The sequence below is a fragment of the Pseudomonas sp. 8209 genome (genome assembly GCF_028682105.1).
Taxonomy (GTDB): Bacteria; Pseudomonadota; Gammaproteobacteria; order Pseudomonadales; family Pseudomonadaceae; genus Aquipseudomonas; species Aquipseudomonas palmensis.
In genome coordinates, this window is the sequence record NZ_JANIAH010000011.1 from 81,744 (window position 1) to 106,424 (window position 24,681).

The following is a 24,681-nucleotide window of genomic DNA, read 5'->3' on the forward strand; positions in this document are numbered from 1 at the left end:
GGTGGATCGGCGGGGCAGCTTTCGCCGGCAAGGCCAGCTCCTGCAGGGAGCGGCCATACCTGTCAGCGTTTCTGGGTCAGGGCGCGGCGCTCGAACTCGACGATGCGCTGGCGGTAGTGTTCGATGGTCTGCGCGGTCATCACGCTGCGCTGGTCATCCTTGAGCTCGCCGTTCAGTTCATGGGCCAGCTTGCGCGCCGCCGCCACCATCACGTCGAACGCCTGCTTGGGATGGCGCGGGCCCGGCAGGCCAAGGAAGAAGCTGACCGCACGGGTGCTGAAATGGTCGATGTCGTCCAGGTCGAAGACCCCAGGCTTGACCGCGTTGGCCATGGAGAACAGCACTTCGCCATTGCCGGCCATGCTTTCGTGACGGTGGAAGATGTCCATCTCGCCAAAGCGCAGGCCGCTTTCCAGGATGTTCTGCAGCAGTGCAGGGCCCTTGAAGCCGCTCTCGTCGCGGGCAATCACGCTGATCACCAGCACTTCCTCGACCGGCGGCAGGTCCTTGCCTTCGCTGGCACCGAAGCCGGTGCTCTTGGGGCTTTCGTCCGGGAAGTCGTCGTCGGCATTGCCGAACAGGTCAGACTCGCGTGGCTCGGCCGCCAGGTTCAGGTCGCCCTGCTGCGGCTCGCTGGTACGTTTGGCGCGCTTGGACCCCTTGCCCACCTTCGGCTCGCGCTGCTCGCGCGCAGCCGTCATCGACGGCAGGTCGTGCTCGTCGAGCTGGGGCTCCTTGTGGTCGTCAAGCACCCGCGGCGGGCCCAGCACTTCGGCGCTGGTCTCTTCGTCCGGCAGGTTGGAGAAGCTGCGGTCCAGACGGAATTTCAACTTGCCCTTGCCGCCGCGCATGCGACGCCAGCCGTCAAAAAGAATACCGGCAATGACTATGATGCCGATGACGATCAGCCACTCGCGCAGACCGATTTCCATGTAATCCCGTGCCTCTGTGAAAAATGCTGAAAAATAAAGGGTTTAAACCCCTTTAAAACGTGGCGCCAACTCTATGTTCTGACAGGCGTTTTACCCACGCATAGAAAAATTTACATTAAGCTAGCACGACCAAAGATAACTTTACACCGTCTGTCGCAACTGACAGGGGCATTTGCTGCAAGTTCGTGCGTTATATCCGTTTTTCAGGCGTCGACCATGGCCATCGCCTCCTCCACGTCCACCGCCACCAGCCGTGAGCAACCGGGCTCGTGCATGGTCACCCCCATCAGTTGATCGGCCATTTCCATGGCGATCTTGTTGTGGGTGATATAGATGAACTGCACGGTCTGGCTCATCTCCTTGACCAGGCGCGCATAGCGTCCGACGTTGGCATCGTCCAGCGGCGCGTCGACCTCGTCGAGCATGCAGAACGGTGCCGGGTTCAACTTGAAGATGGCAAACACCAGGGCCAGGGCCGTCAGCGCCTTCTCGCCGCCCGAGAGCAGATGGATGGTGCTGTTCTTCTTGCCTGGCGGGCGCGCCATGATCGTTACCCCTGTATCGAGTAGATCTTCGCCCGTCAGTTCCAGATAAGCGCTGCCACCACCGAAAACTTTTGGGAAAAGTGCCTGTAATCCGGCATTTATCTGATCAAAGGTATCCTTGAAGCGGTTGCGGGTTTCCTTGTCGATCTTGCGAATCACGTTTTCCAGGGTATCGAGGGCCTCGACCAGGTCGGCATCCTGGGCGTCGAGGTAGCGCTTGCGCTCGGACTGCTGCTGGTACTCGTCGATGGCCGCCAGGTTGATCGCGCCCAGGCGCTGGATGCGCGCATCGATGCGCTCCAGCTCAAGTTCAGCCTCCTGCTCGCTGGCCTCGGCCAGCAAGGTCGCCAACACGCCTTCCAGATCATAGCCGTCAGCCTGCAACTGTTCCTGCAGGGCCTTGCGCCGCACACTCAGCCCCTGCCATTCCATGCGGTGCTGTTCGAGCTGACCGCGCAGCAGCTGAGATTGCTGTTCGGCCTGGGTACGACGCTTTTCGGCCTCGCGCAGTTCGCGGTCGGCCTCGTCCATGTGCAGGCGTGCCTGACGCATTTCCTCGTCGACACTCATGCGCTTTTCCAGCAGCGCCTCGAGCATCATGCGCAGCTCTTCGAGAGGCGCCTCGCCCTCCTCCAGGTTCAGGCTCAGTTGTTCACGTTTTTCGTTCAGGCGCTCCGACTGCAGCTCCAGGCGCTCGAGGGCCTGGCGCGTGGAGTCGTGCTGGGCACGCAGCGAGCCCAGGCGCACCGCCAACTGATGGGCGTGGTCCTTGTGCTGGCGGGCTTCCTGGCGCACGCGGTCGAGGCGTTCGCGCAGGTTGTCGCGCTGGGCCAGCAAGGCCTCGCGCTGTTCGGTGTCGTGGGCCATCAGGTCGAGGGCTTCCTGCAGGTGCAGGCGCGACTCGCCCAGGCTTTCGTGTTCGATGGCGCGCTGTTCCAGCAGCTCGGCCAGCTCTTCTTCAAGGCGCCGGCGGCGCAATGTCAGTTGCTCGGCGCGGGCCTTGCCGGCCGACAGACGGGCCTTGAGCTCACCTTGCTGGCGGGCTTCTTCCTGGGTGCGACGACGCAGTTGTTCACGGCTGTCTTCCTGCACGCGCTGCTGTTCACGCAGGGCCAGCAACTGCGCTTCGAGCTGCTCCAGGGCAGCTTCCTGCTCCAGACGCTCCAGGCCCAGCAGCTCAAGCTCCTGCCCACGGGCCAGCACGCCACCCTGGGCATCGTTGCCACGGCTGACCCGCAGAAAGTGGCGCCCTACCCAGTAGCCGTCGCGGCTGATCAGGCTTTGGCCGTCGGCCAGCTGGCCGCGCAGGCTCAATGCCTGCTCGAGGCTCTCGACCGGCTTGACCTGGCCCAGCCAGGGGGCCAGGTCAACGCCGCCCTGTACTTTGTCCAGCAGGCTGCCGGCAAGGCGCTTGCTGGTGCCGGCGGCCTCCAGCAGACGCAACTCGCCCTGCTCGAAGCCCGTCAGGTCGAGCCCGGCCAGGTCGTCCACCAGTACCGCGTGCAGGTCGGCGCCCAGCACGGTTTCCACCGCCAGCTCCCAACCCGGCTCCACGCGCAGGCCTTCAGCCAGGCGTGGGCGTTGCTCCAGGCCCTGCGCGCGCAACCAGTCGAGGGTACCGCTGCCTGGGTCCAGCGCGGCCTGCTGCAAGGCTTCGAGCGATGCCTGCCGGCCACCCAGGCGCTGCAGTTCACCCTGGGCCTGCTGCTGCGCCTGGGCGGCCTGCTGCAATTGCTCGCGCAGCGCGTCGAGGCGCTCGATCACCTGCTGTTCTTCCAGGTGCAGGTCTTCGAGCAGCAATTCGCTGCTGGCCAGTTGTTCGTTCAGTTCCAGGATGGCCGCATCTTCAGGGTCGGCGCTCAACTGGTCGCGTTCTTCGCCCAGCTTGCGCTGGCGCTCCGAGACGCGCTCCAGGCTCTGCTCCAGCTGCTGGATGCGTGACTGCTGCACCTCGGCCTGGCGGCGCGGCTCGGCGGAGCGGGTGTTGAAGCTGTCCCACTGCTCCTGCCAGCCATGCATGGTGGTCTCGGCTTCCTCAAGGGTCGCGGCGGCCTCCTCGGCTGCCGCCAGCGACAGTTCCTGCTCGGGCTCGATCATCTCCAGCTCTTCGCCCAGGGTCGCCAGCAAGGTACGGTCGTGGCCCAGGTGCGATTCGGTTTCCAGACGCGCGCGTTCGGCTTCCTTGAAGTCATCCTGCAACTGGCGCAGGCGCTGCTGGCCATGCTGGATGTTCTGCTCGACCCGGGCGATGTCGCCGCCTACCGAATAGAAGCGCCCCTGGACCAGGTTGAAACGCTCCGACAGGTCGTGGTGACCGTCGCGCAGGCGCTCGATGCTCGCATCGGCATTGCGCTGCTCGGCCACCAGGGCCTCGAAGGCCACTTCCTGGTCGCCGATGATCGCCTCGCGCTGGCCCACCTGATCGTTCAGCGCACGCCAACGCAGGGCCGCCAGCTGGGCCTTGAGCTGACGCTCCTCGGCCTTGTATTCCTTGTATTTCTCCGCTGCCTGGGCCTGGCGGTGCAGGCGTTCGAGCTGACGCTCCAGCTCTTCGCGCAGGTCGGTCAGGCGCTCCAGGTTCTCGTGGGTGCGGCGGATGCGGTTTTCGGTTTCGCGGCGGCGCTCCTTGTACTTGGAGATGCCGGCGGCCTCTTCGATGAAGTTGCGCAACTCTTCGGGCTTGGCCTCGATCAGCTTGGAGATCATGCCCTGCTCGATGATCGAGTAGCTGCGCGGGCCCAGGCCGGTACCCAGGAAGATATCGGTGATGTCGCGCCGACGGCACTTGGTGCCGTTGAGGTAATAGGTGTTCTGCGCGTCGCGGGTCACCTTGCGCCGGATCGAGATCTCGGCATAGGCGGCATACTCGCCCACCAGGGTGTTGTCACTGTTGTCGAACACCAGTTCGATACTGGCCTGGCTGACCGGCTTGCGGCTGGTGGAGCCGTTGAAGATGACGTCGGTCATCGACTCGCCACGCAGGTTTTTCGCCGAGCTTTCGCCCATCACCCAGCGCACCGCATCGATGATGTTGGACTTGCCGCAGCCATTGGGGCCGACCACGGCCGCCATGTTGCTGGGGAAGTTGACGGTAGTCGGGTCGACAAACGACTTGAACCCCGCCAGGCGAATGCACTTGAGGCGCATGCTCAGCCAGCAACCAGCGAGGACAGCACCAGCGTGCAACTGCGCTCGCAGTACTGCGTCAGCACCTCGCGGATACGCGGCAGGTCGCCACCCACCACCGCTTCGAGCAGTTGGGCGAACAGCACCAGGAAGTCGTTCATGTTGGCCTTGCGCTGGTCCAGCGCCAGGTAATAGGTGCGGCTCATGGCCGGCTGCAGGTTCTCGACGGTTTCCTGCAGGTAGGGGTTGTTGGCGAACGGGTACGCGGCGCGCATCACCGCGAAGCTCTCTTCGACGAAGGCCTTGATGTCCTGGCGCGCACTGGCGGCGTGCAGACGCTGCTGGATGACCAGAAACGGTGCAAGTTCGGCTTCGCTGCGCGGCGCACTGGCCACGGCATTGCCCAGCAGGATGTACAGCTCGCTCATCAGGGTGCAGAGGCTGCGCACGTTGTGCTCGTTGAGCGCCGTAACCTGCGCGCCACGGCGCGGCAGGATGGTCACCAGGTGCCGGCGCTCGAGTATAAGCAGTGCCTCGCGCACCGAGCCACGGCTGACATTGAGCGCCTGGGTGACCTTCTGTTCCTGGATGCGCTCGGCAGGTTTGAGCTCACCGCGGATGATCCGCTCGGCCAGGTAATGGGCAATTTGCTCGGAGAGGCTGTCCGGCGCCTTGAACGTCATGGTTTTCCTTCAAAATCATTGAACTGTGCACAAGCGCCGATTGTAGCGCACTTGCCTGCACCTCGCGCAGCGGCACAGGCACGCAGTTGGCACGATTGAAGCAAAACAATCGTCAACCCGGCCCCGGTTCTATGCTGAATACAGAGGCTATCGAGGATGACAGGATCAGCACGCACAAAAAGCTGACCTTGAAGTCAGAAAGCAGTTGACCGGCAAGTCAAGTCTGCCTACAGTCGACCCCGTCCACTCAACAACAATAATTCGCTTGTGAGGCCTTCCGTGATCCAGTTTCTACTCAACCAGGAGCTGCGCAGTGAGCATGCCCTGGACCCCAACCTGACGGTGCTCGAGTACCTGCGCGAGCACCTGGGCAAACCCGGTACCAAGGAAGGCTGCGCGAGCGGCGATTGCGGCGCCTGCACCGTCGTGGTCGGTGAACTGGCTGCAGATGAACACGGCCGGCAGCACCTGCGTTATCGCAGCCTCAATTCGTGCCTGACGTTCGTCTCGTCGCTGCATGGCAAGCAGCTGATCAGCGTCGAAGGGCTCAAGCACCAGGGCAAGCTGCACAGCGTGCAGCAGGCCATGGTCGACTGCCATGGCTCGCAATGCGGCTTCTGTACCCCGGGCTTCGTGATGTCGCTGTTCGCCCTGCAGAAGAACAGCGACGCCCCCGACCTGCACCGCGCCCAGGAGGCCCTGGCCGGCAACCTGTGCCGCTGCACCGGCTACCGGCCGATCCTGGCAGCCGCCGAGCAGGCCTGCTGCCAGGCCGCCCCCGACCAGTTCGACAGCGCCCAGGCACAGACCATCGCCCGGCTCCAGGCGATTGCGCCCAAGGAAACCGGCGAACTCAACAGCGGCGACAAGCGCTGCCTGGTGCCGCTGACCGTGGCCGACCTGGCCGAGCTTTACGGCTCGCACCCCGAAGCCCGCCTGCTGGCCGGCGGCACCGACCTGGCGCTGGAGGTCACGCAGTTCCACAAGACCCTGCCGGTGATGATCTACGTGGGCAACGTCGCCGAGATGAAGCGGGTCGAGGCCTTTGACGATCGCCTGGAAATCGGCGCCGCCACGCCACTCACCGACTGCTATGACGCGCTGAGCCGTGAATACCCCGACTTCGGCGAACTGCTGCACCGCTTCGCCTCGCTGCAGATCCGCAATCAGGGCACCCTGGGCGGCAACATCGGCAACGCCTCGCCGATCGGCGATTCGCCGCCCCTGCTGATCGCCCTGGGTGCGCAGATCGTGCTGCGCCGGGGTCAGGACACACGCACCCTGGCGCTGGAAGACTATTTCATCGACTACCGCATCACCGCACGCCAGGAAAGCGAGTTCATCGAGAAGATCATCGTGCCGCGGGCCAACCTGGCCTGGGCGTTCCGGGCCTACAAGGTGTCCAAGCGACTGGACGACGATATTTCGGCGGTGTGCGCCGCCTTCAACCTGCGCATCGACAACGGCGTGGTGGCCGAGGCACGTATCGCCTTCGGCGGCATGGCCGCCATCCCCAAGCGCGCCCGCGCCTGTGAAGCCGCCCTGCTCGGCAAGCCGTTCAACCAGGCCGGCATCGAGCGCGCCTGCCAGGCGCTGGGCGAAGACTTCACCCCGCTGTCGGACTTCAGGGCCAGCAAGGAATACCGCCTGCTCGGCGCGCAGAACCTGCTGCGCAAGTACTTCATCGAACTGCACACGCCGCACATCGAAACCCGGGTGACCGCCTATGTCTAACCATCCTCACGTGGCCAGGAGCCAGGCCGAACTGGCCGAGCTGTTCGCCCAGGGCCTGACCAGTGGCGTCGGGCGCAGCATCAAGCACGACAGCGCCGACAAGCATGTGTCCGGCGAGGCGATGTATATCGATGACCGCCTCGAATTCCCCAACCAGTTGCATGTGTACGCTCGCTTGTCGGACCGCGCTCATGCACGGGTGCTGAGCATCGACACCCGCCCGTGCTACGCCATCGAAGGCGTGCGCATCGCCATCACCCACGAAGACATCCCGGGCCTGAAGGACATCGGCCCGCTGCTGCCGGGCGACCCGCTGCTGGCCATCGACACCGTCGAGTTCGTCGGCCAGCCGGTGCTGGCCGTGGCCGCCTGCGACCTGGACACCGCCCGCCGCGCAGCGATGGCCGCAATCATCGAATACGAAGACCTGGAGCCGGTGCTGGATGTGGTTCAGGCCCTGCGCAAGAAGCATTTCGTGCTCGACAGCCACACCCACCAGCGCGGCGATTCGGTCACCGCGCTGGCCAGCGCCCCGCATCGGGTGCAGGGCACCCTGCATATCGGCGGCCAGGAACACTTCTACCTCGAAACCCAGATCTCCTCGGTGATGCCCACCGAGGATGGCGGCATGATCGTGTACTGCTCCACGCAGAACCCCACCGAGGTGCAGAAGCTGGTGGCCGAAGTGCTGGACGTGCCGATGAACAAGGTCGTGGTGGACATGCGCCGCATGGGCGGCGGCTTCGGCGGCAAGGAAACCCAGGCCGCCAGCCCCGCCTGCCTGTGCGCGGTGATCGCGCGCCTGACCGGGCAGCCGACCAAGATGCGTCTGCCACGGGTCGAGGACATGCTGATGACCGGCAAGCGCCACCCCTTCTATATCGAATACGACGTGGGGTTCGATGACAGCGGCCGCCTGCATGGCATCAACCTGGAACTGGCCGGCAACTGCGGCTGCTCGCCGGACCTGTCGGCCTCGATCGTCGACCGTGCGATGTTCCACTCCGACAACGCCTACTACCTGGGCGACGCCACCATCAACGGCCACCGCTGCAAGACCAACACCGCCTCCAATACCGCCTACCGCGGCTTTGGCGGCCCGCAGGGCATGGTTGCCATCGAAGAGGTGATGGACCGCATCGCCCGCCACCTGGCACTGGACCCGCTGGCGGTACGCAAGGCCAACTACTACGGCAAGACCGAGCGCAACGTCACCCACTACTACCAGACGGTCGAGCACAACATGCTCGAGGAGATCACCGCCGAGCTCGAAGCCAGTAGCGACTACCAGCAGCGCCGCGAGTCGATCCGCCGCTTCAACGCCAACAGCCCGGTGCTGAAAAAGGGCCTGGCGCTGACCCCGGTGAAGTTCGGCATCTCGTTCACCGCCAGCTTTCTCAACCAGGCCGGTGCGCTGGTGCACATCTACACCGATGGCAGCATCCACCTCAACCACGGCGGCACCGAGATGGGCCAGGGCCTGAACACCAAGGTGGCCCAGGTGGTGGCCGAAGTGTTCCAGGTGGACTTCAGCCGCATACAGATCACCGCCACCAACACCGACAAGGTGCCCAACACCTCGCCCACGGCGGCGTCCAGCGGCGCCGACCTGAACGGCAAGGCGGCGCAGAACGCAGCCGAAATCCTCAAGCAGCGCCTGGTGGCATTTGCCGCGCGCCAGTACAAGGTCAGTGAAGAAGACGTCGAGTTTCGCAACGGGCACGTGCGCGTGCGCGATGAAATCCTCACCTTCGAGAGCCTGGTGCAGCAGGCCTACTTTGCCCAGGTGTCGCTGTCGAGCACCGGCTTCTACAAGACCCCGAAGATCTACTACGACCGCAGCCAGGCGCGCGGGCGCCCGTTCTACTACTTCGCCTTCGGCGCGGCGTGCGCCGAGGTGATCGTCGACACCCTGACCGGCGAGTACAAGATGCTGCGCACCGACATCCTGCATGACGTGGGCGCCTCGCTGAACCCGGCCATCGACATTGGCCAGGTGGAGGGCGGGTTCATCCAGGGCATGGGGTGGCTGACCACCGAGGAACTGGTGTGGAACGCCAAGGGCAAGCTGATGACCAGCGGCCCGGCCAGCTACAAGATCCCGGCGGTGGCGGACATGCCGGTGGACCTGCGGGTGAAGCTGGTGGAGAACCGCAAGAACCCCGAGGACACGGTGTTCCATTCCAAGGCGGTGGGCGAGCCGCCGTTCATGCTGGGGATCGCGCCGTGGTGCGCGATCAAGGATGCAGTGGCCAGCCTGGCGGATTATCGCGAGCAACCGCAGATCGATGCCCCGGCCACCCCCGAGCGGGTGCTGTGGGGCTGCGAACAGATGCGCAAGGTGGTGGCGGGCCGGCAGGCGACTGCCGAGGTGGAAACCGTTACACCGTAGTGCGCCTTTCGCCGGCAAGGCCGGCTCCTACAGGGCGCGATTGCTGTAGGAGCCGGCCTTGCCGGCGAAGAGGCCCGATCAGGCACTGAAGAGGCAACCGACTATGCACACCTGGATCAACGCCCTGTCCGACCTGCACACCCGGGGCGAACCCTGCGTGCTGGTGACCATCATCGAAGAGCTGGGCTCCACCCCACGCAATGCCGGCTCGAAGATGGTCGTCAGCGCGACCCAGCTGTTCGACACCATCGGCGGCGGGCACCTGGAATACAAGGCCATGCACATCGCCCGGCAGATGCTTGCCGAAGGCCGCGAAACCACCCACCTGGAGCGCTTCAGCCTCGGCGCCAGCCTTGGCCAGTGCTGCGGCGGCGCCACCGTGCTGCTGTTCGAGCCCATGGGCGGCGTGCAGGCGCAGATCGCGGTATTCGGCGCAGGCCATGTCGGCCGCGCTCTGGTACCCTTGCTCGCCGCGCTGCCCTGCCGGGTACGCTGGATCGATTCGCGCGAGCAGGAATTCCCCGACATCATCCCCACGGGGGTGAGCAAGGTCGTCAGCGAGGAACCGGTCGACGAGGTCGATGAACTGCCCGCCGGCAGCTATTGCATCGTCATGACCCACAACCATCAACTGGACCTGGAACTGACCGCCGCGATCCTCAAGCGCAACGATTTCACCTGGTTCGGCCTGATCGGCTCCAGGACCAAGCGCGTGAAGTTCGAGCACCGCCTGCGCGAGCGCGGCTTTGCCGCCGACAGCCTGGCACGCATGCGCTGCCCGATGGGCCTGGCCGAGGTCAAGGGCAAGCTGCCGATCGAGATCGCCGTGTCCATCGCCGCCGAAATCATCGCCACCTACAACGCGAACTTCGGCCAGCATACCGGCTCGGCCACCACCCAACCCATTGCCAAACTGCTGCCGCCGTCACGGCGCAGCCAAGCCATTTGACGAGAGCCACATGAGCGCAACCCGCAAAGCCTACCGTGCCGCCCTGCTGCACAGCCTCGCCGACCCTGCCGAGGTGGGCGTCGAAGCATCGTATGAATATTTCGAAGACGGCCTGCTGGTCATCGACCAGGGCAAGATCAGCGCCATCGGCCACGCCAGCGAACTGCTGCCAGGCCTGGACGCCGACATCGAAGTGGTGCACTACCAGGACGCCTTGATCACCCCGGGGTTCATCGATACCCATATCCACTTCCCGCAGACCGGCATGATCGGCTCCTACGGCGAGCAGTTGCTGGACTGGCTGAACACCTACACCTTCCCGTGCGAGCGCCAGTTCGAAGACAAGGCTCACGCCGACAAGGTGGCCAAGCTGTTCCTCAAGGAGCTGCTGCGCAACGGCACCACCTCGGCGCTGGTGTTCGGCAGCGTGCACCCTGCCTCGGTCAACGCCCTGTTCGAGGAAGCCGAGCGCCTGGACCTGCGCCTGATCGCCGGCAAGGTGATGATGGACCGCAACGCCCCCGACTACCTGACCGACACCGCCGAGTCGGGCTACGCCGACAGCAAGGCGCTGATCCAGCGCTGGCACGGCAAGGGCCGCCTGCACTATGCGGTGACCCCGCGCTTTGCGCCCACCAGCACCCCGCAACAGCTGGCCCTGGCCGGCCAGTTGCTCAAGGAGTTCCCGGACCTGTACCTGCACACCCACCTGAGCGAAAACCTCAAGGAGATCGAGTGGGTCAAGGCGCTCTTCCCCGAGCGCAGCGGCTACCTGGATGTGTACGACCATTTCGAGCTGCTGGGCGAGCGCTCGGTGTTTGCCCACGCCGTTCACCTGTGCGATGCCGAATGCCAGCGCCTGGCCGAGACCGGTTCGGCCGTGGCGTTCTGCCCGACCTCCAACCTGTTCCTGGGCAGCGGCCTGTTCAACCTGCCCCAGGCCGAGCAGCACAAGGTCAAGGTCGGCCTGGGCACCGACGTGGGCGCCGGCACCAGCTTCTCGCTGCTGTACACCCTGAACGAAGCCTACAAGGTCATGCAGTTGCAGGGCGCGCGCCTGAGCCCGTTCAAGTCGCTGTACCTGGCCACCCTGGGCGGTGCTCGGGCTTTGAACCTGGAGGAACGCATCGGCACCCTGCAACCGGGTAGCGACGCCGACTTCATCGTGCTCGACTACAAGGCCACCCCGCTGCTGGACTACCGTCTCCAGCAGTCCGGCAGCATCGAGGAGACCCTGTTCGTGCTGACCACCCTGGGCGACGACCGTACCATTCGCGAAACCTTTGCTGCCGGGCGCAGCGTGCACCAGCGCTAAGGCGTTCGAAACAGGCCGCGGTACAACGCGCCGCCGATCACTGCCCCGATCAGCGGCGCCACCCAGAACAGCCACAGCTGATGCAGCGCCCAGCCACCGACGAACAGCGCCGGCCCGGTGCTGCGTGCCGGGTTAACCGAGGTGTTGGTAACCGGTATCGACACCAGGTGGATCAGCGTCAGCGCCAGCCCGATGGCGATCGGCGCAAAGCCGGCCGGCGCCCGCGAATCGGTGGCGCCCATGATGATCAGAATGAACATCGCGGTCATCACCACCTCGCTGACAAAACCTGCCCCCAGCGAGTACTGCCCCGGCGAATGCTCGCCATAGCCGTTCGAGGCAAGCCCGTTCGACAGCTCGAAGCCGGCCTTGCCGCTGGCGATGAGGTAGATCACACCGGCAGCCAGGATGGCGCCCACCACCTGGGCGATCACGTATGGCACCAGGTCCTTGAGCGGAAACCGCCCGCCCACGACCAGGCCCAGCGATACCGCAGGGTTGAGGTGACAACCGGAGATATGACCGATGGCGAATGCCATGGTCAGCACAGTCAGCCCGAAGGCCATGGAGACACCGACCAGGCCAATGCCGATCGGAAAAGACGCAGCCAGTACCGCGCTGCCACAACCCCCCAACACCAACCAGAACGTCCCTATCAATTCAGCTCCCATGCGTTTGCTCATGGGCATCGACATCAGTCAGTCCTCAAGAAGTGGTACGCCTGAAGCGCAAGCCCAACTGCTTGATGAAGGTTTGCGGGAGTGCAACAGATAGAAATCTAGCAGAGGTTGGCTCAAGTGCCAGCAGCCCTGAAAGCATCGCGGGTCAAGCCCGCTCCCACAAGGACCGAGACAATCCTGTGGGAGCGGGCTCGACCCGCGATTGCAGGCGACGCAGTATCAGCCCTTGGCCGGCACCGAGCTGCCGCGCTTCTTGGTTTGCAGCAGGTGCGAGAACACCGCGTGCAGGTCATCCGACGCACTCTCCTCGTCGAGGTTGAGCTTGCTGTCGATGTGGTCCATGTGGTGCATCATCAGGCTCACCGCCTGGGCCGCATCACGCGCCTCGATAGCGTCGATCAGTTGCATGTGCTCGTCATACGAGCAGTGCGAGCGGTTGCCGCTTTCGTACTGGGCAATGATCAGCGAAGTCTGCGATACCAGGCTGCGCTGGAAGCTGATCAGCGGTGCATTGCCCGCCGCTTCCGCCAGCTTGAGGTGAAACTCGCCAGACAGGCGAATGCCGGCACCCCGGTCGCCGCGCGAGAAGCTGTCGCGCTCCTCGCGCACCATCTGGCGCAGTTCGTTCAACTGCTCGGCGGTGGCGTGCTCCACTGCAAGTTCGGTGATGGCACGCTCGACCATGCGCCGCGAAAAGAACACCTGACGCGCCTCTTCGACGGTCGGGCTGGCCACTACCGCACCGCGATTGGGGCGCAGCAGCACCACGCTTTCGTGGGCCAGGCGCGACAGCGCACGCCGGATGATGGTGCGGCTGACGCCGAAGATCTCGCCCAGGGCTTCCTCACTCAACTTGGTACCCGGCGCCAGACGTTGTTCGAGGATTGCCTCGAATATGTGCGCGTAAACGATATCGTCCTGGGTGCCGCTACGACCGGCCTTGCCGGTGCGCGTGGGTTTCTTGAGGGGTTGCAGCTGTTCGTTCATGGGCGCTCGAGCACGGAGATCCACCTATCGGACCCTGACTGTAATACCAGCCAGTAGGGCGATGGCAAGTCCTGGATAGAAAATTAGACGTTCATGGTATTGACGCATTGTACACAGGCTTGGCGATTTCTGCAGAGTGCCATCACGTTATAGCCGTGGCGACAATTTACCTGCACACACCGACAAAAACATTATTTGCATTATTTGTATACAAACGCATAATCCAGCCGTGCAACTTCCTGACCCGCAGGTCAACAACAGGTCCGGTCGCCATGCCCTCCCCCTCGCAGAGCCCCCAGTCAACGCGCAGGACAAGCTCTGAACAACAAGAAAAGACGTGAGGAGTACACGCTGTGGAAAGCCGCAAACCCCAAGCCCCTACGCTGGATCTTGCCCCACCGCTCGAAACGAGCTGGCTGGAGCGGATTTTCAAACTCAAGCTGCACGGCACCACTGTCAGGACCGAACTGATCGCGGGTGTAACCACCTTCATCACCATGGCCTACATCATTTTCGTCAACCCCAACATCATGGCCGACGCCGGCATCGACCACGGCGCCGCGTTCGTGGCCACCTGCATCGCGGCGGCGCTCGGCTGCCTGCTGATGGGCCTGTATGCCAACTGGCCGGTGGGCCTGGCACCCGGCATGGGGCTGAATGCCTTTTTCACCTACACGGTGGTCGGCACCATGGGCTACACCTGGGAGGCCGCGCTGGGTGCGGTGTTCGTATCGGGTGTGCTGTTCATGCTGCTGACGCTGTCGCGGGTGCGCGAATGGCTGCTCAACAGCATCCCGCTGAGCCTGCGTCACGCCATGGGCGCGGGTGTGGGGCTGTTTCTCGGGGTGATCGGGCTGAAGACGGCCGGCATCATCGTCGCCAGCCCAGCCACCCTGATCAAGCTCGGCTCGCTGCACGAGCCTGGCCCGCTGCTGGCGGCGGCGTGCTTCCTGATGATTGCCGTGCTCAGCTATCGCCGGGTGTTCGGCGCGATCCTGATCAGCATCATCGCCGTGACACTGGCCGGCTGGGCCCTGGGCCTGGTGGAATATGGCGGCGTGTTCTCGCTGCCGCCGAGCCTGGCGCCCACCTGGATGGCCATGGACGTGGCGGGCGTGTTCAACGTCAGCATGATCAGCGTGGTACTGGCGTTTCTGTTCGTGCACATGTTCGACACCGCCGGCACGCTGATGGGCGTGGCCCAGCGCGCCAACCTGGTGAACGCCGAGGGGCGCATCGAAAACCTGTCGCGGGCGCTCAAGGCCGACAGTGCATCGAGCGTGTTCGGAGCAGTGGTGGGTGTGCCGCCGGTAACCAGCTACGTGGAAAGTGCTGCAGGTGTGGCGGCCGGCGGGCGCACGGGGCTCACGGCCGTGGTGGTCGGCCTGCTGTTCGTCGCGGCGATGTTCTTTGCGCCGCTGGCGGGCATGATCCCGGCGTATGCCACCGCCGGCGCACTGATCTATGTGGCAATGCTGATGATGGGCAGCATGGCGCACATCAACTGGGATGAAGCCACCGACAGCATTCCGGCGATCGTCACGGCGATCATGATGCCGCTGACATTCTCGGTGGCGGACGGCATTGCGCTGGGCTTCATCACCTATGTGGTGCTCAAGGCCGGCACCGGGCGCTACAGGGAGATCTCGGCGAGCCTGTGGGTGCTGTGTGCGATCTTTGTGGCCAAGTTCGTGTTCCTGTAAGCACTGCGTCGGTTCAAGGAGCCTCGCCTTCGGGCGGGGCTTTTTGTTGCCTGTGCCGATCTGCCAGCGAACAGCCCTGCAGGCACGCCCTCGAAACCGAGGCAAAAAAAAGCCCGCCAGTGAGAGCGGGCAAGGACCTACGAAGATTCATCTAGCGACCAACTAGCTTCCGCGATAGGTCGAGTAACTGTACGGCGAGATCAGCAACGGCACGTGGTAGTGATCCTGCTCGGCGCTGATGCCGAAACGCAGCACCACCACATCCAGGAACGCCGGCTCCGGCAACTGCACACCACGGGCACGATAATAGTCACCGGCACTGAACTGCAGCTGGTACACACCGCTGCGGTAATCCTCACCCTGCAGCAGTGGCGCATCGCAACGGCCATCGCTGTTGGTCAGCGCCGTGTTCACCAGCTCAAGCTGCTGGCCTTCGACCCGGTACAGCTCGACCTTGATCGAGCTGCCAGGGCAGCCATGTGCGGCATCCAGTACATGCGTGGTCAAACGTCCCATTGCGTGCGCCTCGTTTCAATCTATGGGCAAAAAATACCCGCACGGCACCGGGATGAAGCAGGGCAGCGTGCGGCTGTCGGATTATTAAGACATTTTCAGCTAAAATTGTACACAATAAATTCGACGATTTTGTTAGCCTGCCGAGCGTGCCCTGTAAATACGCCATCAGTCGCAAAGCCGCGCGCCTGGCGGACGCTATCGTCATTTACTGACCAATCAGGCAGGTTTCTTGCAACCTTTTTCAAGGGCGAATGGCGGAAGAAATGAGAAAAAACAGGCTTACAAATCGTCAATAAAGTTGTATACAATCACTCCATCGTTGTGGCCGATGACCTGACTCAGACACCACACCCCCGTTTTCACGTACAAGAAGGAAGGCTGCAGTGAGCGCTGATTATCCTCGCGACCTGATCGGTTACGGCAACAACCCACCCCATCCGCGCTGGCCGGGGAATGCCCGCATCGCTTTGTCTTTCGTGCTCAACTATGAAGAAGGTGGCGAACGCAACATTCTTCACGGGGACAAGGAATCCGAAGCCTTCCTTTCCGAGATGGTCTCGGCGCAGCCCCTGCAGGGCGCCCGCAACATGAGCATGGAATCGCTTTACGAGTATGGCAGCCGCGCCGGTGTGTGGCGCCTGCTCAAGCTGTTCGAAGACACCGGCGTGCCGCTCACCGTGTTTGCCGTGGCCATGGCCGCCCAGCGCCACCCCGACGTGATCCGCGCCATGGTCGCCGCCGGCCATGAGATCTGCAGCCACGGCTACCGCTGGATCGACTACCAGTACATGGACGAGAACCAGGAGCGCGAGCACATGCTCGAGGCCATCCGCATTCTCACCGACCTCACCGGCGAGCGCCCGCTGGGCTGGTACACCGGCCGTACCGGGCCCAACACCCGCCGCCTGGTGATGGAGGAAGGCGGCTTCCTCTACGACAGCGACACCTACGACGACGACCTGCCCTACTGGGAACCCAACAACCCCACCGGCAAGCCGCACCTGGTGATCCCCTACACCCTGGACACCAACGACATGCGCTTCACCCAGGTGCAGGGCTTCAATTGTGGCGAGCAGTTCTTCCAGTACCTCAAGGACGCCTTCGACGTGCTCTACGCCGAAGGTGCCGAGGCGCCGAAGATGCTCTCGATCGGCCTGCACTGCCGCCTGATCGGCCGCCCGGCACGCATCGCCGCGCTCAAGCGCTTCGTGGAGTACGCCAAGAGCCATGAGCAGGTGTGGTTCGCCCGGCGCGTGGACATCGCCCGCCACTGGCATGCCACCCACCCTTTCCAAGCCGAGAGCGCCAAATGACCGACTTCAAGACCCTCAAGCCTTCGACCCTGGACCGTGCCGCGTTCGTCGCCGCCTTCGCCGACATCTACGAGCACTCGCCGTGGGTCGCCGAAAAAGCCTACGACCTGGGCCAACTGCACGAGCTGGACCAGATCGAAGCCGTGCACCAGCGCATGAGCGACATCCTGCTCAGCGCCGATCACGCCAGCCAGCTGGCCCTGATCAATGCTCACCCGGACCTGGCCGGCAAAGCCGCCGTCCAGGGCGAACTGACCGAATCGAGCACCAACGAACAGGCTGGCGCCGGCATCCACCAGTGCACCGCCGAAGAGTTCGCCCGTTTCACCGAACTCAACGACGCCTACAAGGCCAGGTTCCAGTTCCCGTTCATCATGGCGGTAAAAGGCAGCAACCGGCACCAGATCCTCGCCTCGTTCGAGAAACGCATCCACAACTCGGTCGAGGCCGAGTTCAAGGAAGCCCTGGCGCAGATCAACCTGATCGCCCTGTTCCGCCTGCAGCAGCTGTAACCGGCACGCCTTGGCAGGCACTGGCCTGCCGGCATTCGCCAAAGCCCCGACAACACATAATTAGAGAACACCCGCATGCGCACTTTAGTGATTGAGCCCCTGACCAAAGAAGCCTTCGCCCCTTTCGGTGACGTGATCGAAACCGACGGCAGCGACCACTTCATGATCAACAACGGTTCGACCATGCGCTTCCACAAGCTGGCCACGGTAGAAACCGCCCAGCCCGAGGACTCCGCCATCATCAGCATCTTCCGCGCCGACGCGCAGGACATGCCGCTGACCGTGCGCATGCTGGAGCGCCATCCGCTGGGCAGCCAGGCCTTCATCCCGCTGCTCGGCAATCCCTTTCTGATCGTGGTCGCGCCCGTTGGCGATGTACCTGTATCGGGTCTTGTCCGCGCCTTTGTCAGTAATGGCAGGCAGGGCATCAATTACCATCGCGGCGTCTGGCACCACCCGGTGCTGACGATCGAAAAGCGGGATGACTTCCTGGTGGTTGATCGCAGCGGTTCCGGCAACAACTGCGACGAACATTTCTTCAATGAGGATGAGCAACTGATCCTCGCACCCCACCAATAAGAGAAGGTCGGTCACTGGCCTGCGGTGACCGGCAAGAGGTAAAGACTGTGGAAGCACATCTGTTGGAATGGCTGAACCTGAGCGTGCGCTGGGTTCACATGATCACTGGCGTGGCCTGGATCGGCGCGTCGTTCTATTTCGTATGGCTGGAGAACAACCTCAACCGGGCCAACCCGCGCGACGGTCTGTCGGGCGACCTCTGGGCGATTCACGGTGGCGGTATCTACCACCTGGAAAAGTACAAGCTGGCCCCGCCGAAAATGCCGGAGAACCTGCACTGGTTCAAATGGGAAGCCTACTTCACCTGGATGTCGGGTATTGCCCTGCTGTGCCTGGTGTTCTACTGGAACCCCAGCGTCTACCTGCTGGCCCCCGGCAGCACCCTGAGCGGTGGTGAAGGGATCGCCATCGGCGTCGGTTCGCTGATCGCCGGCTGGTTCATCTACGACGTGCTGTGCGACTCGCCCCTGGGCAAGCGCCCCGGCCTGCTCGGCCTGGTGCTGTTCGTGCTGATCATTGCGGCCTGCTACGGCTTCAGCCAGGTGTTCAGCGGCCGTGGTGCGTACCTGCACACCGGCGCGATCATCGGCACCATCATGGTCGGCAACGTGTTCCGCATCATCATGCCGGCCCAGCGTGCACTGGTCGCCGCCATCGAGAAGAACGAAACCCCCGACCCGACCCTGCCGGCCAAGGGCCTGCTGCGTTCGCGCCACAACAACTACTTCACCCTGCCGGTGCTGTTCATCATGATCAGCAACCACTTCCCAAGCACCTACGGCAGCCAGTACAACTGGCTGATCCTGGCCGGGATCGCGATTGCAGCGGTGCTGGTGCGTCACTACTTCAACACCCGCCACAACAGCGCCAAGTACGCCTGGACCCTGCCCGTCGGCGCCCTGGCGATGATCTGCCTGGCCTACGTCACCGGCCCCAAGCCGATGCCGACCGCGCCTGAGCAGGCCGCTGCCAAGGTCCAGTACCAGCCGCTGCCGGAAACCGCACTGGGTGGCAAGACCGCTGCCGAGAAAGCCGCCGAACAGGCCGCCAACCCGGCACCTGCCGCCACCCCGGCCGAAGCGCCCGCCACTGCCACCGCTGCGGCGGACAGCGGCAACTTCGACAAGATCCACAGCGTCATCCAGGAACGCTGCACCGTGTGCCATTCGGCCAAGCCGACCAGCCCGCTGTTCAGTGCCGCCCCGGCCGGCGTGATGCTCGATACCCCGCAACAGATCCAGCAACTGGCCCCACGCATCCAGGCACAGGCCGTCGCCAGCCAGATCATGCCCCTGGGCAACATCACCCAGATGACCCAGCAGGAACGTGAACTGATTGGTGCATGGATCGCCAAGGGTGCTCCAACCAACTGATACAAGCTTCAAGCGGCAAGCTACAAGCTGCAAGCCAGGCGCGGCCTCCTGCTTCTTCGCAAGCAGGGCGCCTGAGCCTGCAGCTACCCAGAATAAAAACAAAACCTGAGGTGCTGCATGTCCGAGTCACGCAAGGCGTACATCCCCGTTGCGCCGCCACGACAGCCACTGCCCCTGCTGCAACTGATCCTGGTGGGTTTGCAACATGTTCTGCTGATGTACGGAGGTGCCATTGCGGTGCCGCTGATCATCGGGCAGGCCGCCGGGCTCTCTCGTGAAGAAATCGCATTCCTGATCAATGCCGATCTGCTGGTCGCCGGTGTCGCCACCGTGGTCCAGTCGCTCGGCATTGGCGCACTGGGCATCCGCATGCCGGTGATGATGGGCGCCAGCTTCGCCGCCGTCGGCAGCATGGTGGCCATGGCCGGCATGCCCGGCGTGGGCCTGCAGGGGATTTTCGGCGCGACCATCGCCGCCGGCTTCTTCGGCATGCTGATCGCCCCGTTCATGTCCAAGGTGGTGAGGTTTTTCCCGCCACTGGTCACCGGCACGGTGATTACCTCCATCGGTCTGTCGCTGTTCCCGGTCGCCGTCAACTGGGCCGGCGGCGGCGCGGCGGCCGCGCCGTTCGGCTCGCCGATCTACCTAGCCGTGGCCGGCCTGGTGCTGACCACCATCCTGCTGATCAATCGCTTCATGCGTGGCTTCTGGGTGAACGTGTCGGTACTGATCGGCATGGGCCTGGGCTACATCATTGCCGGCGCCATCGGCATGGTCGACCTCAGCGGCCTGGCCCAGGCCCCCTGGGTACAGGTGGTCACCCCGCTGCACTTCGGCATGCCCACCTTCAGCCTGGCGCCGATCCTGTCGATGTGCCTGGTGGTGGTGATCATCTTCGTCGAGTCCACCGGCATGTTCCTCGCGCTGGGCAAGGTCACCGAGCGTGAAGTGACCCCCGGCATGCTGCGTCGCGGCCTGTTCTGGGACGCCGGCGCCTCGTTCGTGGCAGGCTTTTTCAACACCTTCACCCACTCCTCGTTCGCACAGAACATCGGCCTGGTCCAGATGACCGGCGTGCGCTGCCGCTACGTGACCGTGGTGGCCGGGCTGTTCCTGATCGTGCTCAGCCTGCTGCCCAAGGCGGCATTCCTGATTGCCTCGATCCCGCCGGCGGTACTGGGCGGCGCCTCCATCGCCATGTTCGGCATGGTCGCGGCCACCGGCATCAAGATCCTGCAGGAGGCCGACATCGGCGACCGGCGCAACCAGTTGCTGGTGGCCGTCAGCGTCGGCATGGGGCTGATCCCGGTGGTACGTCCGGAGTTCTTCGCGCAGATGCCGCAATGGATGGAGCCGATCACCCACAGCGGCATCGCCATGGCCACCGTCAGTGCCCTGGTACTGAACCTGCTGTTCAACGTATTGGGCGGCGCCGAACGCGCCGCGCACAACGACGCCGTGCACCAGCACTGATACACGGGGCGGCGCCTGCCGCCCCGCTCAACCCGAGCACCACGCAGTACCGTCGGCCCCTGGGAGTGGGCCGCTCGGGGCGCGTTTGCGCCGAAAAAACCGCAATCCAACAATAACAATAGCCGGGAATAACCACATGAAACGCATCACCTCTTCCCTCTTGCTGGGCAGCAGCTTGCTGGCCACGCTTCCTGCGGTAGCGGAGGACCTGCTGCTCTGGCACACCAACAGCCTGACGTATCTGTACGGCAAGGACTTTCAGGTCAACCCGCGGATCCAGCAGACGGTGACTTTCGAGCACGCCAACAAATGGAAGTACGGCGACAACTTCCTGTTCGTCGACAAGATCTTCTACAACGGCGGCCAAGACCGTAACAAGGGCAAGAACACCTACTACAGCGAGATCAGCCCGCGCCTGTCGTTCGGCAAGATCTTCGACCAGAAGCTGGAGTTCGGCCCGATCAAGGACGTGCTGCTGGCCATGACCTACGAAACCGGTGAAGGCGACAACGAGGCCTACCTGATCGGCCCGGGCTTCGACCTGGCCATCCCCGGCTTCAACTACTTCACCCTCAACTTCTACCAGCGCAACACCGAAGGCAGCCGCCCGGGTGATCGCGTGTGGCAGATCACCCCGGCGTTCTCCTACACCATCCCCATGGGCCGGTCCGACCTGCTGATCGATGGCTACATGGACTGGGTGGTGGACAACGACGAAAGCCGTCGCGGCACCTACCACGCCAACCTGCACTTCAACCCGCAGGTCAAGTACGACCTGGGCAAGGCGCTGAACATCGGCGCCAAGCAGCTGTACGTGGGTATCGAATACAGCTACTGGAAGGACAAATACGGCATCGAGGACAGCGATCGCCTCAAGACCAACCAGAGCGTGACCAGTGCGCTGATCAAGGTTCACTTCTAAAACCTGATCGAACGCACAGTTTTTGTCGCACACGCTCCATAACGGAGCACTTGAGGGACGGCGCGCAAGCCAGTAATCTGCGCGCCCCCTCGCTCAGGGTAGGACCCCTCCTACCTGCGTTTACTGACCGCTCAGTCAATGAATTCGGGCGGTTGGTAAGCGTATTGCCAGCCTCACGCCCCTTGTTCAACTGTTCAGAAAGACGTCGAGCAGGCCCGTTGCGCCAACCCGCCAAGGTTGGCTCAGCTCTTGCGAACGCGCTGTGGCCGATCGAAAAAAGCTGACCAAAAAGACAACACGTTGAACCAGAACGGCGCCGACACAGAGTGCCGAACCAATCAAGGGAGCACGCAATGCGCATTACCAACAGCCTGATGCTTGCAGGCGGCCTGCTGGCGGCAAGTACCGCCACCGCCGGTGACCTGCTGCAGTGGCAGAACAACAGCCTGACTTACCTCTACGGCAAAGACTTTACGGTCAACCCGCAGATCCAGCAGACCTTCACTTTCGAGCACGCCGATGCCTGGAAGTACGGCGACAACTTCCTGTTCATCGACAAGATCTTCTACAACGGCAAGAAGGACGGCAACGTCGGCCCGAACACCTACTACGGCGAGTTCACCCCGCGCCTGTCGTTCGGCAAGATCTTCGACCAGAAACTGGAGTTCGGCCCGGTCAAGGATGTGCTGCTGGCCATGACCTACGAGTTTGGCGAGGGAGACAACGAGTCGTACCTGATCGGCCCAGGCTTCGACCTGGCCATCCCCGGCTTCGACTACTTCCAGCTCAACTTCTACCAGCGCCACACCGAGGGCAGCCGCGCCGGTGACAACGTTTGGCAGATCACCCCGGTGTGGTCGTACACCATTCCCGTGGGCAAGTCGGACATCCTGATCGACGGCTACATGGACTGGGTGGTGGACAACGACGAAACCCGGCGTCGCGGCACCTATCATTCCAACCTGCACTTCAACCCGCAGATCAAGTATGACCTGGGCAAGGCCCTGAACCTGGGCGAAAAACAGCTGTACGTCGGTTTCGAATACGACTACTGGAAAGACAAGTACGGCATCAAGGACAGCGACGCCTTCGATACCGACCAGAACACCGCGAGCCTGCTGGTGAAAGTGCACTTCTGACCGGGTTGCGTTCTTCGCCGGCAAGGCCGACTCCTACAGACGGCTCACTCCTGTAGGAGCCGGCCTTGCCGGCGAAGAGGCCATCAGCCCCGGATGGCCTTCCAGAGCTTGCCCACCACCGCAACCACCGCCAGCACCGCAGCCCCCGCCACTACGCCCACGCCGGCATTGAGCAAGGCCGTCGTCAGCGCCCCGCCACGCCCTTCGCCGAAGGCCTCGATGGCATGATGCAGCGGCGCGATGCCATGCACCAGAATCCCCCCACCTACCAGGAACATCGCCGCGGTGCCGATCACCGACAGGCTTTTCATCATGTAGGGCGCCGCACTCAAAATGCCGTTGCCGATGGCCTTGGCTGCACGCGAGGCCTTTTGCGTCAGCCACAGGCCCAGATCATCCAGCTTGACGATCCCCGCCACCAGCCCGTACACGCCGATCGTCATCACGATCGCGATGCCCGACAGCACGATGATCTGCTGGGGCAGTGGCGCATCGGCCACGGTGCCCAGCGTGATGGCGATGATCTCGGCCGAGAGAATGAAGTCGGTACGCACCGCGCCCTTGATCTTGTCTTTCTCGAACGTCACCAGGTCGACCGCCGGGTTGGCCACTGCTTCGGTCAATGCCGCATGCCCGGCCTTGGCCTCCTCGGCGCTGTGCAGAAACCTGTGCGCGAGCTTTTCGAACCCCTCGAAGCACAGGTAGGCGCCGCCGAGCATCAGCAGCGGGGTTACCGCCCACGGGATGAATGCGCTGATCAGCAACGCAGCCGGCACCAGGATCAGCTTGTTCAGGAACGAGCCCTTGGCCACCGCCCACACCACCGGCAGTTCCCGCTCGGCGCGCACACCCGTGACCTGCTGGGCATTGAGCGCCAGATCATCACCCAGTACGCCGGCGGTCTTCTTGGCCGCGACCTTGGTCATGACCGAGACATCGTCGAGTACCGTGGCGATATCGTCGATCAGTACCAGCAAACTGCTTGCAGCCATGATTCATGTTCCATTGAGGTGAGATGGCGCCAAGCTTAGCCTGTCGATGGGCAAAAGGGGCGACCTTGAGCGCTTCGCGAACGCGGTGCTACCATGCGCAACCGCCTGCCCAGGCCTGTTGCCGCACGCGGCCAGATACAAGGAACAGCGCCACCATGAGCACCATTCGCGAGCGCAACAAAGAACTGATCCTGCGGGCCGCCAGCGAGGAGTTCGCCGACAAGGGCTTCGCTGCCACCAAGACCAGCGACATCGCGGCCAAGGCCGGCCTGCCCAAGCCCAACGTCTACTACTACTTCAAATCCAAGGAAAACCTCTACCGCGAGGTGCTCGAAAGCATCATCGAGCCGATCATGCAGGCCTCCACCCCGTTCAATGCCGACGGTGAGCCGCAAGAGGTGCTCAGTGCCTACATCCGCTCCAAGGTGCGCATCTCCCGCGACCTGCCCTTCGCGTCCAAGGTGTTCGCCAGCGAGATCATGCACGGCGCGCCGCACCTGAGCGCCAGCCAGGTCGAGCAGCTCAACGTGCAGGCACGGCACAACATCGAATGCATCCAGGGCTGGATCGAGCGCGGCCTGATCGCCCCGGTCGACCCGCACCACCTGATGTTCAGCATCTGGGCTGCAACCCAGACCTATGCCGATTTCGACTGGCAGATCTCGGTGGTCACCGGCAAGGCCAAGCTCGAGGACAGCGACTACGAGGCGGCGGCGCAGACCATCATCCGGCTGGTGCTCAAGGGCTGTGCGCCGGACGCCTGATCGCGTTGACTGCTTCGCCGGCAAGGCCGGCTCCTACAAGGCTCGCGCAGAC

General features: G+C 63.5%; 20 protein-coding genes. 13 read left to right on the forward strand and 7 right to left on the reverse strand.

Translation table 11 applies throughout. The annotated features are described in order from the left end of the window. Nucleotides 1–62 precede the first annotated feature (62 nt). The 3 genes from zipA to NP552_RS22330 form a co-directional block, all read right to left on the reverse strand. Nucleotides 63–932 (reverse strand): cell division protein ZipA, encoded by an 870-nt coding sequence (gene zipA, locus NP552_RS22320; protein WP_274097172.1) that lies wholly within the window; start codon nt 930–932, stop codon nt 63–65. Between the two features lie 203 nt (nt 933–1,135). Beyond that, entirely contained in the window at nt 1,136–4,624 is a 3,489-nt protein-coding gene (gene smc / locus NP552_RS22325) for a chromosome segregation protein SMC (protein ID WP_274097173.1), read from the reverse strand. 2 nt (nt 4,625–4,626) lie between these two features. Continuing rightward, complete coding sequence (locus NP552_RS22330; RefSeq protein WP_043862359.1) at nt 4,627–5,286, reverse strand: GntR family transcriptional regulator; 660 nt, start codon at nt 5,284–5,286, stop codon at nt 4,627–4,629. A gap of 279 nt (nt 5,287–5,565) precedes the next feature. Between NP552_RS22330 and xdhA the strand changes: the two genes are divergently transcribed. From xdhA to guaD, 4 genes are all read left to right on the forward strand, one after another. Then, nucleotides 5,566–7,020, forward strand: a complete 1,455-nt coding sequence (xdhA, locus tag NP552_RS22335) for a xanthine dehydrogenase small subunit (protein ID WP_054915592.1) — start codon at nt 5,566–5,568, stop codon at nt 7,018–7,020. After that, entirely contained in the window at nt 7,013–9,412 is a 2,400-nt protein-coding gene (gene xdhB / locus NP552_RS22340) for a xanthine dehydrogenase molybdopterin binding subunit (RefSeq protein ID WP_274097174.1), read from the forward strand. Before xdhA ends, xdhB begins: the two co-directional genes overlap by 8 nt. A gap of 103 nt (nt 9,413–9,515) precedes the next feature. After that, nucleotides 9,516–10,361 (forward strand): xanthine dehydrogenase accessory protein XdhC, encoded by an 846-nt coding sequence (gene xdhC / locus NP552_RS22345; protein ID WP_043862356.1) that lies wholly within the window; start codon nt 9,516–9,518, stop codon nt 10,359–10,361. 10 nt (nt 10,362–10,371) lie between these two features. Next, the gene (gene guaD / locus NP552_RS22350; RefSeq protein ID WP_058542039.1) at nt 10,372–11,676 is read left to right on the forward strand and encodes a guanine deaminase; all 1,305 of its coding nucleotides are present in this window, start codon (nt 10,372–10,374) and stop codon (nt 11,674–11,676) included. Here the strand turns inward: guaD and aqpZ are convergent. Both aqpZ and NP552_RS22360 read right to left on the reverse strand, forming a co-directional pair. Further along, entirely contained in the window at nt 11,673–12,371 is a 699-nt protein-coding gene (gene aqpZ, locus NP552_RS22355; protein ID WP_054915596.1) for an aquaporin Z, read from the reverse strand. The genes guaD and aqpZ overlap by 4 nt on opposite strands. A 204-nt stretch (nt 12,372–12,575) precedes the next feature. Continuing rightward, nucleotides 12,576–13,343 carry a GntR family transcriptional regulator gene (locus NP552_RS22360; RefSeq protein ID WP_054915597.1) on the reverse strand — a complete coding sequence of 256 codons (768 nt, stop codon included), beginning with the start codon at nt 13,341–13,343 and terminating at the stop codon, nt 12,576–12,578. Nucleotides 13,344–13,696: 353 nt separating this feature from the next. On the opposite strand from NP552_RS22360, the gene NP552_RS22365 reads away from it, so the two are divergent. Continuing rightward, complete coding sequence (locus NP552_RS22365; RefSeq protein WP_054915598.1) at nt 13,697–15,046, forward strand: NCS2 family permease; 1,350 nt, start codon at nt 13,697–13,699, stop codon at nt 15,044–15,046. 162 nt (nt 15,047–15,208) lie between these two features. Here the strand turns inward: NP552_RS22365 and uraH are convergent, their stop codons facing one another. Continuing rightward, nucleotides 15,209–15,562 carry a hydroxyisourate hydrolase gene (gene uraH / locus NP552_RS22370; protein ID WP_043862351.1) on the reverse strand — a complete coding sequence of 118 codons (354 nt, stop codon included), beginning with the start codon at nt 15,560–15,562 and terminating at the stop codon, nt 15,209–15,211. 383 nt (nt 15,563–15,945) lie between these two features. On the opposite strand from uraH, the gene puuE reads away from it, so the two are divergent. The 7 genes from puuE (at nt 15,946) to NP552_RS22405 (ending at nt 22,873) form a co-directional block, all read left to right on the forward strand. After that, on the forward strand, nt 15,946–16,875 hold the full coding sequence (gene puuE / locus NP552_RS22375; RefSeq protein ID WP_043862350.1) for an allantoinase PuuE: 930 nt from the start codon (nt 15,946–15,948) through the stop codon (nt 16,873–16,875). Beyond that, complete coding sequence (uraD, locus tag NP552_RS22380) at nt 16,872–17,387, forward strand: 2-oxo-4-hydroxy-4-carboxy-5-ureidoimidazoline decarboxylase (protein ID WP_274097175.1); 516 nt, start codon at nt 16,872–16,874, stop codon at nt 17,385–17,387. The genes puuE and uraD overlap by 4 nt, the downstream gene beginning before the upstream one ends. 75 nt (nt 17,388–17,462) lie before the next feature. Beyond that, entirely contained in the window at nt 17,463–17,966 is a 504-nt protein-coding gene (locus NP552_RS22385; protein WP_043862348.1) for an ureidoglycolate lyase, read from the forward strand. 47 nt (nt 17,967–18,013) lie between these two features. Further along, entirely contained in the window at nt 18,014–19,339 is a 1,326-nt protein-coding gene (locus NP552_RS22390; protein ID WP_274097176.1) for a urate hydroxylase PuuD, read from the forward strand. Between the two features lie 117 nt (nt 19,340–19,456). Next, nucleotides 19,457–20,812 carry a nucleobase:cation symporter-2 family protein gene (locus tag NP552_RS22395; protein WP_043862346.1) on the forward strand — a complete coding sequence of 452 codons (1,356 nt, stop codon included), beginning with the start codon at nt 19,457–19,459 and terminating at the stop codon, nt 20,810–20,812. Between the two features lie 136 nt (nt 20,813–20,948). Further along, the gene (locus NP552_RS22400) at nt 20,949–21,734 is read left to right on the forward strand and encodes an outer membrane protein OmpK (RefSeq protein WP_043862345.1); all 786 of its coding nucleotides are present in this window, start codon (nt 20,949–20,951) and stop codon (nt 21,732–21,734) included. A 353-nt stretch (nt 21,735–22,087) separates the two neighbouring features. Next, a complete protein-coding gene (locus NP552_RS22405) occupies nt 22,088–22,873 on the forward strand; it encodes an outer membrane protein OmpK (protein WP_043862344.1) in 786 nt (261 codons plus the stop codon). An 83-nt stretch (nt 22,874–22,956) separates the two neighbouring features. Here NP552_RS22405 and NP552_RS22410 read toward each other — a convergent pair whose 3' ends face one another. Continuing rightward, nucleotides 22,957–23,865 carry a DUF808 domain-containing protein gene (locus NP552_RS22410; protein ID WP_054915600.1) on the reverse strand — a complete coding sequence of 303 codons (909 nt, stop codon included), beginning with the start codon at nt 23,863–23,865 and terminating at the stop codon, nt 22,957–22,959. A gap of 155 nt (nt 23,866–24,020) precedes the next feature. On the opposite strand from NP552_RS22410, the gene NP552_RS22415 reads away from it, so the two are divergent. After that, a complete protein-coding gene (locus NP552_RS22415) occupies nt 24,021–24,629 on the forward strand; it encodes a TetR/AcrR family transcriptional regulator (RefSeq protein ID WP_043862341.1) in 609 nt (202 codons plus the stop codon). The last annotated feature ends 52 nt before the right edge of the window (nt 24,630–24,681 follow it).